At 57.1% G+C, this 17244-nt stretch carries 19 protein-coding genes; 17 read left to right on the forward strand and 2 right to left on the reverse strand.

The genetic code is table 11. The annotated features are described in order from the left end of the window. Positions 1–12 precede the first annotated feature (12 nt). The 8 genes from fabF to CLM71_RS09185 all read left to right on the forward strand — a co-directional run bounded on the left by fabF (position 13) and on the right by CLM71_RS09185 (position 8401). Positions 13–1254, forward strand: a complete 1242-nt coding sequence (gene fabF, locus CLM71_RS09145) for a beta-ketoacyl-ACP synthase II (protein WP_105230733.1) — start codon at positions 13–15, stop codon at positions 1252–1254. Between the two features lie 123 nt (positions 1255–1377). After that, on the forward strand, positions 1378–2175 hold the full coding sequence (gene pabC, locus CLM71_RS09150; RefSeq protein WP_105230734.1) for an aminodeoxychorismate lyase: 798 nt from the start codon (positions 1378–1380) through the stop codon (positions 2173–2175). 12 nt (positions 2176–2187) lie between these two features. Beyond that, positions 2188–3207 carry an endolytic transglycosylase MltG gene (gene mltG / locus CLM71_RS09155; RefSeq protein WP_105230735.1) on the forward strand — a complete coding sequence of 340 codons (1020 nt, stop codon included), beginning with the start codon at positions 2188–2190 and terminating at the stop codon, positions 3205–3207. Then, positions 3197–3835, forward strand: a complete 639-nt coding sequence (gene tmk / locus CLM71_RS09160; protein WP_105230736.1) for a dTMP kinase — start codon at positions 3197–3199, stop codon at positions 3833–3835. The genes mltG and tmk overlap by 11 nt, the downstream gene beginning before the upstream one ends. Further along, entirely contained in the window at positions 3835–4845 is a 1011-nt protein-coding gene (gene holB / locus CLM71_RS09165) for a DNA polymerase III subunit delta' (protein WP_105230737.1), read from the forward strand. The genes tmk and holB overlap by 1 nt, the downstream gene beginning before the upstream one ends. A 13-nt stretch (positions 4846–4858) precedes the next feature. Then, positions 4859–5635, forward strand: coding sequence for a metal-dependent hydrolase (locus tag CLM71_RS09170; RefSeq protein WP_105230738.1), 777 nt, complete (start codon positions 4859–4861; stop codon positions 5633–5635). 340 nt (positions 5636–5975) lie between these two features. After that, positions 5976–7409: a PTS glucose transporter subunit IIBC gene (gene ptsG, locus CLM71_RS09175; protein ID WP_105230739.1), complete on the forward strand. Its 1434-nt coding sequence runs from the start codon at positions 5976–5978 to the stop codon at positions 7407–7409. Between the two features lie 572 nt (positions 7410–7981). Next, positions 7982–8401 carry a hypothetical protein gene (locus CLM71_RS09185; protein WP_105230741.1) on the forward strand — a complete coding sequence of 140 codons (420 nt, stop codon included), beginning with the start codon at positions 7982–7984 and terminating at the stop codon, positions 8399–8401. Positions 8402–8699: 298 nt separating this feature from the next. On the opposite strand, the gene zinT is transcribed toward CLM71_RS09185, so the two are convergent. Together zinT and CLM71_RS09195 are read right to left on the reverse strand one after the other, a co-directional pair. Next, positions 8700–9350: a metal-binding protein ZinT gene (zinT, locus tag CLM71_RS09190; RefSeq protein WP_105230742.1), complete on the reverse strand. Its 651-nt coding sequence runs from the start codon at positions 9348–9350 to the stop codon at positions 8700–8702. Between the two features lie 113 nt (positions 9351–9463). Continuing rightward, on the reverse strand, positions 9464–10210 hold the full coding sequence (locus CLM71_RS09195; protein ID WP_105230743.1) for an SDR family oxidoreductase: 747 nt from the start codon (positions 10208–10210) through the stop codon (positions 9464–9466). Between the two features lie 99 nt (positions 10211–10309). On the opposite strand from CLM71_RS09195, the gene CLM71_RS09200 reads away from it, so the two are divergent. The 9 genes from CLM71_RS09200 (at position 10310) to CLM71_RS09240 (ending at position 16997) form a co-directional block, all read left to right on the forward strand. Continuing rightward, complete coding sequence (locus CLM71_RS09200; protein WP_105230744.1) at positions 10310–10693, forward strand: helix-turn-helix domain-containing protein; 384 nt, start codon at positions 10310–10312, stop codon at positions 10691–10693. 177 nt (positions 10694–10870) lie between these two features. After that, entirely contained in the window at positions 10871–11317 is a 447-nt protein-coding gene (locus CLM71_RS09205; RefSeq protein ID WP_105230745.1) for a hypothetical protein, read from the forward strand. Between the two features lie 152 nt (positions 11318–11469). Next, positions 11470–11820 carry a purine nucleoside phosphoramidase gene (gene hinT / locus CLM71_RS09210; protein ID WP_015671968.1) on the forward strand — a complete coding sequence of 117 codons (351 nt, stop codon included), beginning with the start codon at positions 11470–11472 and terminating at the stop codon, positions 11818–11820. Positions 11821–11834: 14 nt separating this feature from the next. Next, positions 11835–12224 carry a YcfL family protein gene (locus CLM71_RS09215; protein WP_105230746.1) on the forward strand — a complete coding sequence of 130 codons (390 nt, stop codon included), beginning with the start codon at positions 11835–11837 and terminating at the stop codon, positions 12222–12224. A gap of 24 nt (positions 12225–12248) precedes the next feature. Continuing rightward, positions 12249–12842 carry a penicillin-binding protein activator LpoB gene (lpoB, locus tag CLM71_RS09220; RefSeq protein ID WP_105230747.1) on the forward strand — a complete coding sequence of 198 codons (594 nt, stop codon included), beginning with the start codon at positions 12249–12251 and terminating at the stop codon, positions 12840–12842. Further along, positions 12823–13677, forward strand: coding sequence for a thiamine kinase (gene thiK, locus CLM71_RS09225; protein ID WP_105230748.1), 855 nt, complete (start codon positions 12823–12825; stop codon positions 13675–13677). The genes lpoB and thiK overlap by 20 nt, the downstream gene beginning before the upstream one ends. Positions 13678–13726: 49 nt before the next feature. Further along, on the forward strand, positions 13727–14752 hold the full coding sequence (gene nagZ, locus CLM71_RS09230; protein ID WP_105230749.1) for a beta-N-acetylhexosaminidase: 1026 nt from the start codon (positions 13727–13729) through the stop codon (positions 14750–14752). Positions 14753–14817: 65 nt separating this feature from the next. Further along, a complete protein-coding gene (gene ycfP, locus CLM71_RS09235; protein ID WP_105230750.1) occupies positions 14818–15360 on the forward strand; it encodes an alpha/beta hydrolase YcfP in 543 nt (180 codons plus the stop codon). 332 nt (positions 15361–15692) lie between these two features. Continuing rightward, the gene (locus tag CLM71_RS09240) at positions 15693–16997 is read left to right on the forward strand and encodes an NAD(P)/FAD-dependent oxidoreductase (protein WP_105230751.1); all 1305 of its coding nucleotides are present in this window, start codon (positions 15693–15695) and stop codon (positions 16995–16997) included. The last annotated feature ends 247 nt before the right edge of the window (positions 16998–17244 follow it).

Here is a 17244-nt window from a genome sequence, read left to right on the forward strand (position 1 = left end):
TGGAGGACAAACGTGTCTAAGCGTCGAGTAGTTGTGACTGGACTGGGCATGTTGTCTCCTGTCGGCAACACGGTCGAGTCCACATGGAACGCACTTCTTGCCGGTCAGAGTGGCATCAGCCTGATTGACCATTTCGATACTACTGCCTATGCAACCAAGTTTGCCGGCCTAGTAAAGAATTTTAATTGCGAAGATTTCATCTCCCGCAAAGATGCGCGCAAGATGGATCTGTTTATCCAGTACGGTATTGCTGCCGGCATGCAGGCCATGCAGGACGCCGGGCTGGACATCACCGAGGCTAACGCCTGCCGTATTGGCGCCGCGATTGGCTCCGGCATTGGCGGCCTGGGTTTGATTGAAGAAAACCACAGTTCGCTGGTTAACGGCGGTCCGCGCAAGATCAGCCCGTTCTTCGTGCCGTCGACCATCGTTAATATGATTGCTGGCCACCTGACCATCATGTATGGCATGCGTGGGCCGAGCATTTCGATTGCCACCGCCTGTACTTCCGGCGTGCACAATATCGGCCATGCGGCGCGTATCATTGCCTACAATGATGCCGACGTGATGCTGGCCGGCGGGGCGGAAAAAGCCAGTACGCCATTAGGCGTAGGCGGCTTCGGCGCCGCACGCGCGCTCTCCACCCGCAATGATGATCCGCAGGCCGCCAGCCGCCCTTGGGATAAAGACCGTGACGGTTTTGTTCTGGGCGACGGTGCAGGCATGATGGTGCTCGAAGAGTACGAACATGCGAAAAAACGCGGTGCTAAAATTTATGCGGAAGTGGTCGGCTTTGGTATGAGCAGCGATGCCTACCACATGACGTCACCACCGGAAAACGGCGCGGGCGCTGCATTGGCGATGGCGAATGCCCTGAGCGATGCCGGCCTGAATGCCGGACAGATCGATTATATCAATGCTCACGGTACCTCTACCCCGGCAGGCGATAAGGCCGAGGCAGAGGCGGTGAAATCGATATTTGGCGCCGATGCCGCACACGTGATGGTAAGTTCGACAAAATCCATGACCGGTCACCTGTTAGGGGCGGCGGGGGCGATTGAGTCGATCTTCACCGTGCTGGCGCTGCGCGATCAGGCCGTGCCGCCAACCATCAACCTGGATAACCCGGATGAAGGTTGCGATCTGGACTTCGTGCCGAATGAAGCGCGTCAGACCAAAGATATGGAGTACACGCTGTGTAACTCCTTCGGTTTTGGCGGCACCAACGGCTCGTTGATTTTCCGTCGCGTGTAACGTGGTTGCACTCTAGATTAAAAGCCCGGTTTATACCGGGCTTTTTTACGTCTGTCGTCCGGGATCTGGCCCGCTGCGCCTGTTATCCTGTACGCCGAGATACGGGAAGCAGGGGAAAGTGCTATGTACTGGATTAATGGAACGCAGAGTGACGCGCTGGCGGCTGGCGACCGCGGTATACAGTTCGGCGACGGCTGCTTTACCACCGCACGCGTGGTTGATGGCCGGATAGATCTGCTGTCCTGGCATCTTGAACGCCTGCAGCAGGCATCACAGCGCCTGCTGCTGCCGTCGCTGGACTGGGCGGCACTAGAGCAGGAAATGCGTCAGGCGGCAGAATCAATCCCGCTTGGCGTGGTCAAAACCATCGTGACGCGGGGCGTCGGCGGGCGCGGCTATAGTCCTGCCGGCTGTGAGCAGCCAACCCGTATCGTGTCATGCGGTGCGTATCCGCAGCACTACCTGCAGTGGCGCGAGCAGGGCGTCAGCCTGGCGCTAAGCCCGGTGCCGCTGGCGCGTAACCCGCTGCTGGCGGGCATTAAACATCTGAACCGGCTGGAACAGGTGTTGATCCGTGCGCATCTTGAGCAGACTGACGCCGACGAGGCGCTGGTGCTTGACACCGCAGGGCTGCTGGTGGAATGCTGTGCGGCTAATTTATTCTGGCGTAAGGGGAAAGCGGTATATACCCCCGATTTGAGTCAGTCGGGCGTGGCGGGTTTAATGCGTCGCCGGGTGATTGAGTTACTGACGGACAGCGAATATACGCTGCATTACGTCGCCGAGCCGCCGGAAACGCTGGCGGCGGCAGAAGAGGTGTTGATCAGTAACGCGCTGATGCCGTTATTGCCGGTCAATACCGCCCATTTGTGGCGCTATGATTCGCGCCAGCTTTATGAGTTTTTACGACACCAAATTTAACCAGGCCGATTAATGAAGAAAGTAAAGTTTGTTGCACTGCTCGTCGTCGTGATTTTGGCCCTGCTGTTCTGGGGCTATCAGAAGGTTGAACGCTTTGCCGATACGCCGCTGGCGATTAAGCAGGAGACTATCTTTAAACTGCCGGCGGGTACCGGACGGGTGGCGCTGGAAGGGCTGCTGGTGCGCGACAAACTGATCCGCAGCGGCAAATGGTTCCCGTGGTTGCTGAAGATTGAGCCGAAACTGGCGGAGTTTAAAGCCGGTACCTATCGTTTCACCCCGGGGATGACGGTACGCCAGATGCTGGAGTTGCTGGCCAGCGGTAAAGAAGCACAGTTCAACGCACGTTTTATCGAAGGATCGCGCCTGAGCGACTGGATGAGTATTCTGCAGCAGGCAAAATACCTGAAGCATACGCTGGCCGGTAAAAGCGAGGCGGAAATCGCCGCTGCGCTGGGCATGCCGGAAGATGCGCATCCGGAAGGGCGTCTGTACCCGGATACCTATTCCTATACCGCCGGCATGAGCGATATCGCTCTGCTGAAACGAGCCCATGTGCGGATGGAAAAAGCGCTGGACGACGCCTGGCAGAAACGTGACAAGGCGCTGCCGTATAAAACGCCGGAGCAGCTGCTGACCATGGCCTCCATCATCGAGAAAGAGACCGCCGTGGCGGCGGAGCGCGGCAAGGTGGCGTCAGTATTCGTCAACCGCCTGCGCATCGGCATGCGGCTGCAGACCGATCCGACGGTGATCTACGGCATGGGCGCGCGCTATACTGGCACCATTACCCGTAAGGATCTGGATACGCCGACGGCCTATAACACCTATACGATCAGCGGACTGCCGCCGACGCCGATCGCCATGCCGAGCCAGGCATCGCTGACGGCGGCGGCACAGCCGGAAAAAACGCCTTATCTCTATTTTGTTGCTGACGGCAAGGGTGGGCACACCTTTACCACCAATCTGGCCAGCCATAATAAGGCGGTGCGGATTTATCGCCAGCTAGTGAAGGAAAAGAATGAAAAGTAAATTCGTGGTCATTGAGGGGCTGGAAGGCGCAGGGAAAACCACCGCACGCGATACGGTGGTCAGCGTATTGCGCGAGCACGGTATCGACGACATGGTCTTTACCCGTGAGCCGGGCGGTACGCCGCTGGCGGAAAAACTGCGCGATCTGTTTAAGCGTGGCTATGAAGGCGAACTGCCCACCATCAAGGCGGAAGTGCTGATGTTATATGCGGCACGGGTGCAGCTGGTAGAAACGGTGATTAAACCGGCTCTGGCGCGCGGCGCCTGGGTGGTTGGCGATCGTCACGACCTGTCGTCACAGGCCTATCAGGGCGGCGGTCGTGGCGTCGACCCGCAGCTGATGGCGTCGCTGCGGGATACCGTGCTGGGTGATTTCCGCCCCGACTTAACCCTGTATCTCGACCTGCCACCGCTGGTTGGGCTGCAGCGCGCGCAGGCGCGCGGCGCGCTGGACCGCATTGAACAGGAGGCGCTGCCGTTCTTTGAACGCACGCGCGAGCGCTATCTGCAACTGGCCGCGGCGGATGATTCGATCGTCACCGTGAATGCGGCGCAGACGCTGGAACAGGTCACCGCCGACATTCGTCAATGCGTCAGCGTGTGGCTGCAGCAACAGGAAACGGCCTGATGAATTGGTATCCGTGGCTGAATACGCCCTATCGGCAACTCGTCGGGCAATATGCCGGCGGGCGCGGCCACCATGCGCTGCTGCTGCATGCGGCGGCCGGCAACGGCGACGACGCGCTGGTGTACGGCATCAGTCGCTGGCTGATTTGCCAGCGGCGCAACGGGGAAAAAAGCTGCGGAGAGTGCCACAGCTGTCGCCTGATGATGGCGGGCAGCCATCCGGATTATCACGTGTTAGCGGCGGAAAAAGGGAAAAGCAGCCTGGGTATCGAACCGGTGCGTCAACTGAGTGAAACCCTGTATGCCCATGCGCAGCAGGGCGGCGCCAAAGTTGTGTGGTTGCCGCAGGCGGAACAGCTGACCGAGGCGGCGGCCAATGCGTTGCTCAAAACGCTGGAAGAGCCGCCGGCGCACACCTATTTTCTGTTGAGCTGCCGTGAGCCGTCCAACCTGCTGGCAACGCTGCGCAGCCGCTGTCTGTACTGGCACCTGTCCAGCCCTGATGAAGCGCTGAGCCTGCAATGGCTGGAGCGGCAGGGAGCGGCCGGTACTCAGACGGAGCGTCTGACGGCTTTACGCCTGCATGACGGCGCGCCGCTGGCTGCCGAACGTCTGCTGCAGCCGGAACGCTGGCAGCAGCGCAGCGCGCTGTGTACGGCGCTTGGCAATGCGCTGCAGTCGCAGGATATGCTGCAGCTGTTGCCGCAGTTGAACCACGATGAAGCCGCCGAGCGGCTGCACTGGCTATGTGCGCTGTTGATGGACGCTATGAAGTGGCAGCAGGGCGCTGCGGCGTTTGTGCTCAACCAGGATCAACAGCAGCTGGTGCAACTGTTGGCGGCGCGGTTAAGCAGCAGCTCGCTGCAGCATAGCGTGCAGCAGTGGCTGCACTGCCGGCATCAATTACTCAGCGTGGTGGGCGTTAACCGTGAACTGCTGCTGACCGAACGTCTGCTGGGCTGGGAACAGATGTTCACAGCCAGCGGCTATACTCATCCTCATTCGCTGTAAAGAGTTAAAAATTATGTTGTTAGTCGATTCTCACTGCCACCTCGACAGCCTGGACTATCAGGCGCTGCACCAAAACGTGGACGACGCGCTGGCGAAGGCCAAAGCGCGCGACGTGGGCTATGTGTTGGCGGTCGCCACCACTTTGCCGGGTTACCGCTCGATGACGGCACTGATTGGCGAGCGCCCTGACGTGGCGTTCTCCTGCGGCGTGCACCCGTTAAACCTGGAAGGGGGCTATGACTACGCCGAGCTGCGCCAGCTGGCGGCGGCGGAACAGGTGGTGGCGCTGGGGGAGACCGGGCTGGACTATTTCTACCAGAAGGATAACTGGGCGCTGCAGCAGGAGTCGTTTCGTCAGCATATCCGCATTGGCCGCGATCTGAACAAGCCGGTGATTGTGCATACCCGCGATGCACGGGAAGACACGCTGGCGATTCTGCGTGAAGAGCAGGTGCAGGAGTGTGGCGGCGTGCTGCACTGCTTTACGGAAGACCGGGCGACCGCCGAAGTGTTGCTGGATCTGGGCTTCTATATCTCCTTCTCCGGCATTGTTACCTTCCGTAATGCCGAGCAGCTGCGCGATGTGGCGCGCTATGTGCCGCTGGATCGTATGCTGGTGGAAACCGACTCGCCTTATCTGGCCCCGGTACCGCACCGTGGCAAAGAAAACCAACCGGCCTACGTACGCGACGTGGCTGAATATATGGCGGTTCTGAAAGGCGTAAGCCTGGAAGAGCTGGCCGCCGCCACTACCGCCAATTTTTCTCGCTTATTTCACATCAAATTCTGATTCATGACCTAGGCTTAGGTTGCCGCCACGATGCGCGGGAATTATTTTAACTCTCGTAATTAATCGGCTGAACGGGTAAGGTTCCTCCCCCGTTCGGCCCGTTAACGGATGCGTATTCACCTTTTTTTACAAAAAACCGCCAATTTCAGAAATAGTACAGGGGTTATTGATTGAAACGTGACTGCCATCAAACAATGTCCGAGGTATTTATTTTACTCTGCGTAAAAATTCAAGGGGTGCTCAGACACCCTGAATTGTAGAGGGTTTCCTTCCTCCTCTGCAGCGCGAAAATCGCGCAACAAGAAGTCGCTAAGCCTATTACTCAGGAGCACACTCAACTATGTTCAAAAATGCATTCGCAAACCTGCAAAAAGTAGGTAAATCGCTGATGCTGCCGGTATCCGTACTGCCTATTGCAGGTATCCTGCTGGGCGTCGGTTCAGCCAACTTTAGCTGGCTGCCCGCGGTAGTCTCGCATGTGATGGCGGAGGCGGGCGGTTCCGTGTTCGCCAATATGCCGTTGATCTTCGCCATCGGCGTTGCGCTGGGCTTCACCAATAACGACGGCGTTTCCGCGCTGGCGGCGGTAGTGGCTTACGGCATCATGGTGAAAACCATGGCGGTGGTGGCGCCGCTGGTGCTGCATCTGCCGGCCGAAGAGATTGCCGCCAAACACCTGGCGGATACCGGCGTGCTTGGGGGGATTATCTCCGGCTCCATTGCGGCCTATATGTTTAACCGCTTCTTCCGTATCCAGTTGCCGGAATACCTCGGCTTCTTTGCCGGTAAACGCTTTGTGCCGATTATCTCCGGCCTGGCGGCGATCGTGCTGGGCGTGCTGCTCTCCTTCATTTGGCCACCAATCGGCAGCGCCATTCAGACCTTCTCGCAGTGGGCGGCCTACCAGAACCCGGTAGTGGCGTTCGGCATCTACGGGGTTGTTGAGCGTTCTCTGGTGCCGTTTGGTCTGCACCATATCTGGAACGTGCCGTTCCAGATGCAAATCGGCGAGTTCACCAACGCGGCGGGCCAGGTGTTCCACGGCGATATTCCACGCTATATGGCGGGTGACCCGACCGCTGGTAAACTGTCCGGCGGCTTCCTGTTCAAAATGTACGGTCTGCCGGCGGCGGCTATCGCCATCTGGCACTCGGCGAAGCCTGAAAACCGCGCGAAAGTGGGCGGCATCATGATCTCCGCGGCGCTGACCTCGTTCCTGACCGGGATTACCGAACCGATCGAATTCTCCTTCATGTTCGTGGCGCCGGTGCTGTATGCGATTCACGCGATTCTGGCCGGCCTGGCGTTCCCGATCTGTATTCTGCTCGGCATGCGCGACGGCACCAGCTTCTCACACGGTCTGATCGACTTTATCGTACTGAGCGGCAACAGCAGCAAAATCTGGCTGTTCCCGATCGTCGGCATCGTTTACGGTCTGGTGTACTACACCATCTTCCGCGTGCTGATTGCCAAGCTGGATCTGAAAACCCCGGGTCGTGAAGACAGCTCTGCTGACCAAAGTGCGCAGGGCGGCACGGAAATGTCCGCTGCGCTGGTGCAGGCATTCGGCGGCAAAGACAACATCACCAACCTGGATGCCTGTATCACCCGTCTGCGCGTCAGCGTGGCCGACGTGTCCAAGGTTGACCAGGCCGGTCTGAAGAAACTGGGCGCCGCCGGCGTGGTGGTTGCCGGTTCCGGCGTTCAGGCCATCTTCGGCACCAAGTCCGATAACCTGAAAACCGATATGGATGAATATATCCGTAATCACTGATTCAGACAGGCATCAACGGAGGGAGGCGAAAGCCTCCCTTTTTTATTTATTATATAATTGATTTATTAATGCTTTCCATTTCCAGTGTCCACATGGTGTCCGCGGTGAGCACGAAAGTGGTTAATGCAGGGCGATCTGGTACTAATAGCGTTTGGTGTGTTTCGTATTCTTCGTACAGGGCGGGCACTGCTCGAGGCTGGCACGAAGGCCGCTATCTCTGTGAAACTCAGTAATGCAACGATGAGTTTTCTACGTGGACGCCTAAAGTTAGGGCTGTCGGCGCGAAACCTAAAGGTTACGGAAACCGTTGCTCGACGAATGAGAGACCCTGGGCGTTTTGTACCATTGCAAATCCAGGAGAAAGCTATCCGATATGGTGTTAGACGTCCCGACCCTCATGGAGTGACAGGACAGTTTGTTTACCGTGCAGAAATGAACAGACTGGTTAAACGCAAGGTGGGCGACCAGATTCAATATGTACGTACACGTTATAAACTGCACGTGGTCGTCAGAGAAAAAGATTGGACGATTACGCACTTTCATTACGACAACCTCCTCTGAGAAAAGTGATTATGTTTGAGATAAAAGCAGACGATTCCCTGTTTAGATTCACGTTCGTTGAAAGATTGGAAGAAATTGAAGACAGAAATCAAGATCTGATTATCTGCTGGTTGGAGGTGCAGGGATCGGGCATGAGCCTGCAATGCGAGTGCGAGTTTAGTCTGTTTGATATTAAGACATTACGCGATCAATTAGAGCAGTTTTATCAGTCTTTATCACAAGGGCGCTTTCCTAAAGAGATCGACTATTCTCCTCGTGTTCCAACGTTTAATTGTGAAATTGTCCAGGCTAAAGATACTGACACCATAGGTTTCAACTTCAAGGTTTGCCCGAGTATGTTGACCTTATGGACCATGCAAGGAGGGATGCTCATCGATCAGAGCTATTTCCCCGGTCTCATTGCTGGCTTGAATGACATACTTAGTAATTGACTATAACGAAAAGAGCCCCGCGATAGGCGGGGCTTCTTCTTAAATGAGAGGTTGAACTGATCGCGCCCGTAGTGGGATGTGGGGAACGCGTCCTGCGGGATAAAGTCTGATGGTATTGTAAGTATCCCGCATAATCGAACCATTCACATTGAGAGATCTTCCGGCATACTCATCATTACCAATGAAGGAGATCGCCATGCGTAAAGCCTGTGTTACTAAGCATGAAATCAGCACCGTACACCGTAATTAGATTGCCTGAATCCCGGTGAACCGGCAGGTCATCATCCGGCCTTAGCCTTCAGTGATGCAGCATTTCGTCCACCACCTGCTTCCCTTCCAGTTGATACGGGTAATAGGTCGGCCAGTTATCCATCTCCTTCAGCAGCGCCTCCTGAGAGGTATTTCCCATAAAGATATGGTAGTGGGCCGATTTGCGCGGGCCGATAGTATGGTCGCTGAACTGCACGTATTTAGGCGCCTGGCTGCCGGCATCCTGGCATTCGAACAGGTAGCGCACGCCTTTCTTGCCTGACGTATAGGTCAGGATTTTATGGCCGGCATAATCGTATTTGCAGCTGCTGACTTTATCGCCGCGGTGAAATTCCATCACGCCGTTTTCAATGCCTATGGTGTCCACATCTGTGGCGTACCCTTGGCGATAATAGGCTTTCACCTCGGCGAAGGTTTTGCTCTTGTCCTTTTCCGCCTTCTTTTTAAATACCGGGTCGAGATCGCCGTTTAGCAGATAAGGGTACACCGACTGCCAGACGCCATCCCAATCGCTTAGCGTTCTGTCCTGCACCTGCTTATCGTCAAAAACGCCTGCGGCGGCCTTCAGCTCGACGTCCGTCATCGGCTTACCGTGTGAATGATGGGCATGCGCCAGTGCCTGGCTGCTGATAAGCAGCGTTCCCAGCGCGAGCGCCAACTTGCCAAAATGAATCGTCACCGTATATCTCCCAGCGATATAAAAAATGAAAAGTTACAATATAACATAACAATTATCGACGCAACGGTGACGTTGTACACTCAGAGGGCGGACGGAGGTGACTGCCGCTGCGGCTATAAATTGCCCACGCCGCCGTCCATCTGTAGTTCAGTGCCTACCATAAACGCCGACTCATCAGAGGCGAGGAAGACCGCGCCTTTGGCTAACTCCCAACTGGTGCCCATCCGGCCAATCGGCACCAGCGCGCGGATCTCGTCCTTCAGCGTTTGTTCATCCTTATCCTGCAGCCCCAGCTTGCCGAAGGCCGGCGTCTCGGTGGGGCCGGGGCTGAGGCTGTTCACGCGGATGCCGCGGGTATGCAGCTCGCCGGACAGGGTGCGCGCCAGCGACAGCAGGGCGGCTTTGCTGGCGGCGTAGACGTTGCTTTGCGGCAGACCGATATGGGCGCTGACCGAACCGCACAGAATAATCGACGCCGGGTTGGCCAGCAGCGGCAGCAGCGCCTGGATCAGGAAAAATGGCCCCTTGAGGTTGGTATGCATCAGGCGGTCGTAGCCCTGCTCGTCCCACCGCTCCAGCGGCTGGTGGGTGACGTCGCCGGCGTTGATATACAGCACGTCCAGACGCGGCCAGCGCTGTGCCAACTGCTGCGCCAGCTGGCGCTGTTGGGCAATATCCCCGGCGTCATTTTGCAACGCGATCGCTTCGCCCAACTGCCGTTGCGCTTCCTCCAGGCCGCGTGACGAACGGCCGGTTATCGCCACGTTGGCGCCTTCGGCAATAAACTGACGGGCGGTTTCCAGCCCGATGCCGCTGGTTGCGCCGGTAATCAGCGCGTATTTGTCTGCTAATCGTGTCATTACGGTTTCCTCCTGCTGAGCTTGCTGGCATTATTTACGGCAAAACTATCCTTTGCATAGTAGGTACCGAATGGATACTAAGGCGCCGGGAGGTATGAAATGACGGGTTCCGCGCATAGCGAGCAGGAAAAAAATTTGGCGGCGCTGCCGGCGGTGGGGCAGCCGTGCCCGATGGTGGATTTTGTTAATTTGTTGTCCGGCAAGTGGGCGATACCGATTTTGTACCGTCTGATCCTGATGGACGCGCCGGTGCGCTTTGGTGAACTGCAGCGCGCCGTGGCGCCGATTGCACAAAAGGAGCTGACGCGTCAGCTACGCCAGTTCGAACGACGCGGTCTGGTGACGCGACAAATATTTCCGGAAGTGCCGCCGCGGGTGGAATACCAGATTACCCCGCTGGGCAAGACGCTGCGCCCGACGCTGGATTCGCTGGCCGACTGGATGCGCAGCCATGCGCCGCAGTTAATTACGGATAAGAAATAGCTTATTTATATGGATATTAATTGGCGATAGAGGGGAAATAGCCTTTTATATAACATGAAACCCTAACTTGATGGCCTATTTATTCGTTTGAAAAATAGGCATATTATCCCCTTTTTCCGTATCCCGCTTGTGGAGATGATCCTTGGGACCAGTATTGGATTCAACAAGGAATTAATTATGCAAACCGGCATGGTTATTAAATGGGGACATCGGCTACTGACGGTCGTTTTGCTAATACTGGTCGCCGCGCTGGGCGGTTATCTCTATGTTACGACTGCATCGTATGATGACATCCTGTATAGCAAAAAACAGCTGACGGACGAAATGTGGCTCTATATTACCCAGTATCAGCGGGCGGGGGCGACTGACCGCGAGGTTTACCGCTACTATTTGAACCGGGACATTCGTGAGGCGCCGCTGGCGATTCTGGAGCAGAGCGCGCCATTTTTGACGGCCGATCGTCCTGATGCGGTGGTGAAGGGTGACGGAAACCGGGTAAGCATCAACTTCACCGGTAAAGTGTATTCTTTCACCAATTCGGCGTTCTTCTATGGTGATAACAATGCGGTGCCGATGATGCCTACTCTCGACTTTTCGGCGCAGGGGGTTAGCGCCTGGCGTTAAAAGAAAGAAAGGGTGTGCCAGTACCTCACGAGGCCGGGATTGTCTGATTCTGCGCCACTCGATGTAGAAAGTGCGCAATCAGGTTGAAAGCGGTAGAATTTGTCACTCATACTGCGTATACCTTTTTCTTTAACGCTAACAAGGAATTCCAGATGGCCGAAGAAACGATTTTCAGTAAAATTATCCGCCGTGAAATCCCTGCCGATGTGGTGTATCAGGACGAGCTGGTGACCGCTTTTCGCGATATCGCGCCGAAAGCGCCGACGCATATCCTGATCGTGCCGAACGTACTGATCCCGACGGTGAACGACGTGACCAGCGAGCATGAGGCGGCGCTGGGGCGGATGATGACCGTGGCGGCGAAAATTGCCGAGCAGGAAGGCATCGCCGAGGATGGCTACCGCCTGATCGTCAACTGCAATCGCCACGGCGGCCAGGAGGTCTATCATATTCATATGCACCTGGTGGGCGGCCATGCCCTCGGCCCTATGCTGTCACACTGATTGAGGAAGCCGCCATGCGCTATCACAAACCGCTGCGTTGCCTAATGGCGCTGGCGCTGCCCGCCGCGATACTGATGGGCTGCAGCAGCCCGCAGGGGATCGCGGTTAATGAACGACAGACGGTGGTGATGGAGCCATCGGTGCTGACCGCCGGCATTTTGGCCGACAGGCCGGTGGTAAATGATGCCTCCGGTAGAGTGATCGCTACCGCGGTGCTCAGCAATACGCAGCCGACCTCGGTCACTCTGCGCTACCGTTTCTATTGGTATGACGACCAGGGGCTGGATATTCGTCCGTTTGAAAAACCGCGCGCCATTACCATCGCGCCGAATGCGACGGCGCAGGTTTATTCGATTAATGGCAACTTTGATGCCAAGCGTGCGCGCCTGTATCTATTTTTATAATCCTCGGGCCAGTTGGAGAAAATAATGAAAAAGTATCTGTTTGTGGCAGCGGCCGCGTTGGTATTGACCGGTTGTCCACAGCGTCCGCCTGAACAGCCGGAACCGCCGGCGACGATCACGCCGGTGACGCCGGAGGAGACGACGCCGGTACCGGAGCAGCCGGAGCCGCCAACCTCGGAACCGGTGCCGCAGCCGCCGAAGATTCAGAGTTTTAACTGGCTGGGCAGCGTACAGCCGCTGATTGCGCAGATGCTGAAAGCCGATGGCGTGACGCCGGGCAGCGTGCTGCTGCTCGATAGCGTGAAAAATAATACCAACGGTTCTTTGCAGACCGGCAAGGCGACCGCGGCGTTGCACAAAGCGCTGGGTGCCAACCAGACCTTTACCGTGGTGCCGCAGGCGCAGCTGACCAGCGCCAAACAGACGCTGGGACTGTCGGCGGAAGACAGCCTGGGTTCACGCAGCAAGGCGATTGGCCTGGCGCGTATTGTCAACGCGCAATACGTACTGTACAGCGACGCCAGCGGCGATGTGAAGTCACCGCAGTTGGATATGCAGCTGATGCTGGTGCAGACCGGCGAAATCATCTGGTCGGGCAATGGCGCGGTTAAACGCTGAGGCCGAGCTGCAGCAACTCTTGCAACACAAACTGCCGGCGGTGAAAACCGCCGGTAGTCGTTTCAGCCCGGTAGCCGGCCTGACCGGTGAAAGCTGGCGTATCCAGACCGCCGATGGCGCAGTGCTGCTGGCGCGTCAGCAGGGGGCGGAAAAAGCGGTGCTGGGGGTCAACCGCCGGCGCGAAGCGCGCGTGCTGCGGCGCAGCGCCGGGGCGTTGGGGCCACAGCCGCTAGCGCAAGATCGGCGCTGGCTGGTGGTGGAATGGCTTGCTGGTGACGTTGTCACTAGCGACGGTTTTGAGCATTATCGGCAAGGGGGCGAACTGGCGGCGCTGATTGCCACGCTGCATCGCCGGCCGCGCAGCGGTTATCGGCTGAATCTGCCGGCCCAATACCGACGCTATTGGCAGCAGCTTGACCGGCGACGCATTACTCCGGCCTGGCTGCGCTGGCAACGCCATTTTTTGCAGGCGAAGCCGCCGCGGCCGCTGAAGCTGGCGCCGCTGCATATGGATATTCACCCGGAAAACTTAATAAAACAGCAGACGCGGCTGCGGCTGATTGACTGGGAATACGCCGGCGACGGCGATGTGGCGCTCGAACTGGCGGCCCTGTTCCGTTTCAATCAGTGGTCTGCCGCCGCGCAGCGTGAGTTTTTGCAGCAGTACGCTCGCCAGGGCTATCACGACCTGACGGCGCTGAGCCGCCAGGTGCAACGCTGGCTGCCATGGGTTGATTACCTGATGCTGATGTGGTTTGAAGTCCGCTGGCAGCAGAGCGGCGATGCGCAATTTTTGCGTTGCGCCGCAGCGCTGCGCCAGCGTTTTTGTTTATGATCCCTGTTTCTGTATGAATTAATGAAGTGAGGTGGCCGTGGGCCCAGTAATGTTAGACGTCGCCGGCTATGAGCTGGATGCCGAAGAGCGCGAAATTTTACAGCATCCGCTGGTGGGCGGCCTGATTCTGTTTACCCGCAACTACCACGATGCGCAGCAGCTGCGCGAGCTGGTGCGGCAAATCCGCGCGGCGTCCCACGATCGGCTGGTGGTGGCGGTCGATCAGGAAGGCGGTCGCGTACAGCGTTTTCGCGACGGTTTTACCCCTCTGCCGGCAGCGCAGTCCTTTGCCGCCCTCAATAACGCGGCGGAAGCGGGGCGGCTGGCGCAGGAAGCCGGTTGGCTGATGGCGGCGGAGATGATCGCGCAGGATATCGATATCAGCTTTGCGCCGGTGTTGGATATCGGCCACGTCAGTGCGGCGATTGGCGAGCGCTCTTTCCATCAGGATCCGACGCAGGCGTTGGCGATGGCGGAGCGCTTTATTCAGGGGATGCACAGCGCCGGCATGCGCACTACCGGCAAGCATTTTCCGGGGCATGGCGCGGTCAGCGCCGACTCGCACAAAGAAACCCCACGCGATCCGCGCCCGCTGGCGACCATCCGCAATCACGACATGTCGATTTTCCGCGCGCTGATTGAGCGACGGCTGCTGGATGCGGTGATGCCGGCCCACGTCATCTATACTGAGGCCGATCCGCGTCCGGCCAGCGGTTCGCCGTACTGGCTGAAACAAATCCTGCGTCAGGAGCTGGGCTTTGACGGCATTATCTTCTCTGACGATCTGTCGATGGAAGGCGCGGCGATCATGGGCAGCTATGCCGAACGCGGCCAGGCGGCGCTGGATGCCGGCTGCGATATGATTCTGGTGTGCAACAACCGCGCCGGCGCGGTCAGCGTGCTGGATAACCTGTCCCCGGTCAAAGTTGATAAGCTCAAGCGGCTGTATCATCAGGGACAGTTTACCCGTCAGACGCTGCGCGACTCCGAACGCTGGAAGCAGGCGCATCAGCAGCTGAGCGCGTTGAGCGACCGCTGGGAAGCTTACAAACAGCGCGGCGAGGTTAACCCGTAAGGGCGTCGTAATACGGCGCTGCCGGCGAGGGCCGACCTGGCCCTCCGTTTATTGCGAGGATCCACATGATTATCTATTTGCATGGTTTTGATTCCACCAGTCCCGGCAATCATGAGAAGGTGCTGCAGCTGCAGTTTATCGATCCGGACGTACGCTTTATCAGTTACAGCACCCTGCACCCGCGCCATGATATGCAGCATCTGCTGAAAGAGGTCGACAAGGCGGTGCAGCAGGAAGGAGACCGGCAGGCGTTGATCTGCGGCGTCGGGCTGGGCGGATTCTGGGCGGAACGCATCGGCTTTCTGTGCGGCATCCGTCAGGTGGCGTTTAACCCGAACCTGTTTCCGCAAGAGCATATGCACGGCAAAATCGACCGGCCGGAAGAGTACCTGGATATCGCCACCAAATGCGTGGCGGACTTTCGTGAAAAGAACCGCGATCGCTGTCTGGTGGTGCTATCGCGCCATGACGAGGTGCTGGATAGCCAGCGCAGCGCCGATCTGCTGCACAAATACTACGAAATCGTCTGGGACGAGCAGCAGACGCACAAGTTCAAAAATATCTCCCCGCACCTGCAACGCATCAAAGCCTTCAAGACCCTCGCGTAACAGTTCCATAACGCACTGCCCGGCCGCGATTATTATCCAGACGAAGGATAATTCGCGGCTTTTATTATTGTTCTGGCAAATATGTCAGTGGCCAACGGCGGCGCAAAAAAATGTGACCTGACGCTAACTATTTGAATCGCAATCGTCAAAAAAGCTCCGCGTCCAGCCTTTAAGCAAAAAAGTTTGATATGCATCAATTATGGTATGACCAAATAACCTCCCATGCTATTCTGGCCGCAGATTGCAGGTTTATTTTACGCGAACCCCATGTATTCTAAGGATATTATTTGTTTACCCTTGGATAACAAATGGTTCACATTTAGAGGGTTATTTTGACAATGCCAATCAAGAAAATCGTCATTGTGGGCGGCGGTGCCGGAGGCCTGGAGCTGGCGACCAGCCTGGGGCATAAGCTCGGCCGTAAAAACAAGGCCGAGGTTACTCTGATCGACCGTAATCACAGCCACCTGTGGAAACCGTTGCTGCACGAAGTGGCGACCGGTTCTCTGGATGACGGCGTCGATGCGCTGAGCTACCTGGCCCACGCCCGTAATCACCACTTCAGCTTCCAACTTGGCTCGCTGACCAATATTGACCGGGACAACAAAACCGTCCAGCTGGCGCAAATTTGTGATGAGCAGGGCGACGAGCTGGTGCCTGAACGTGAGCTGTCTTACGACATCCTGGTGATGGCCCTGGGCAGTACCTCGAATGATTTCGGCACGCCGGGCGTGAAGGATAACTGCATCTTCCTGGACAACCCGCACCAGGCGCGGCGCTTCCATAACGAAATGCTCAACCTGTTCCTGAAGTTCTCGGCGCAGCCGGGGCAGCAGGAGAGCGTCAATATCGCCATCGTCGGCGGCGGCGCCACCGGGGTTGAACTGTCGGCGGAGCTGCACAACGCGGTGAAACAGCTGCATAGCTACGGCTTTGAGGGCCTGGACAACAGCGCGCTGAACGTGACGCTGGTGGAAGCCGGCGAGCGCATTCTGCCGGCGCTGCCGCCGCGTATTTCCGCCGCCGCGCATCAGGAGCTGAACAAGCTGGGCGTGCGGGTATTGACCAACACCATGGTCACCAGCGCGGAGCACAACGGCCTCAATACCAAAGGCGGCGAATTTATTCAGGCCGATCTGATGGTATGGGCGGCGGGCATTAAAGCACCGGACTTTATGAAAGAGATCGGCGGGCTGGAAACCAACCGTATTAATCAGCTGGTGGTTGAGCCGACGCTGCAGACCACGCGCGATCCGAACATCTTTGCTATCGGCGACTGTGCTTCTTGCCCGAAAGAGGGCGGTGGCTTTGTACCGCCGCGCGCCCAGTCGGCGCACCAGATGGCGTCACGCTGCGGCAGCAATATTCTGGCGCTGATTAACGGCCAGACGCTGAAGCCCTATGTCTATAAAGACCACGGCTCGCTGGTTTCACTCTCTCGCTTCAGCACCGTCGGCAGCCTGATGGGCAACCTGATGCGCGGTTCGATGATGGTGGAAGGACGTATTGCGCGCTTTGTTTATATCTCACTGTATCGTATGCATCAGGTGGCGTTGCACGGTTATATCAAAACCGGCCTGATGATGCTGGTGGGCGGCATCAACCGCGTGATTCGTCCGCGTTTGAAAATGCACTGATTTCACCATATTGCGCTATCCAACCCACGCCGTTGCGACCGCGTGGGTTTTTTTATTTTCGCGTCAGGCCGATGTTTGCCATGCTGGTACAGAGGCAGCATAAAATCGGGCGCTTTCCCGCCACAACCTTAGGATTCTTCCTAAACAAGCCACAATCACACATTTTCCCGCATCTTTGGTTACTTCGTCTTATTGCAGCAACAATAAGGATTGTGCAGACTTTGACGTGTTTACAGACGGCGCAGCA

This window comes from Serratia sp. MYb239 (assembly GCF_002966855.1).
Classification (GTDB): domain Bacteria; phylum Pseudomonadota; class Gammaproteobacteria; order Enterobacterales; family Enterobacteriaceae; genus Serratia_B; species Serratia_B rhizosphaerae.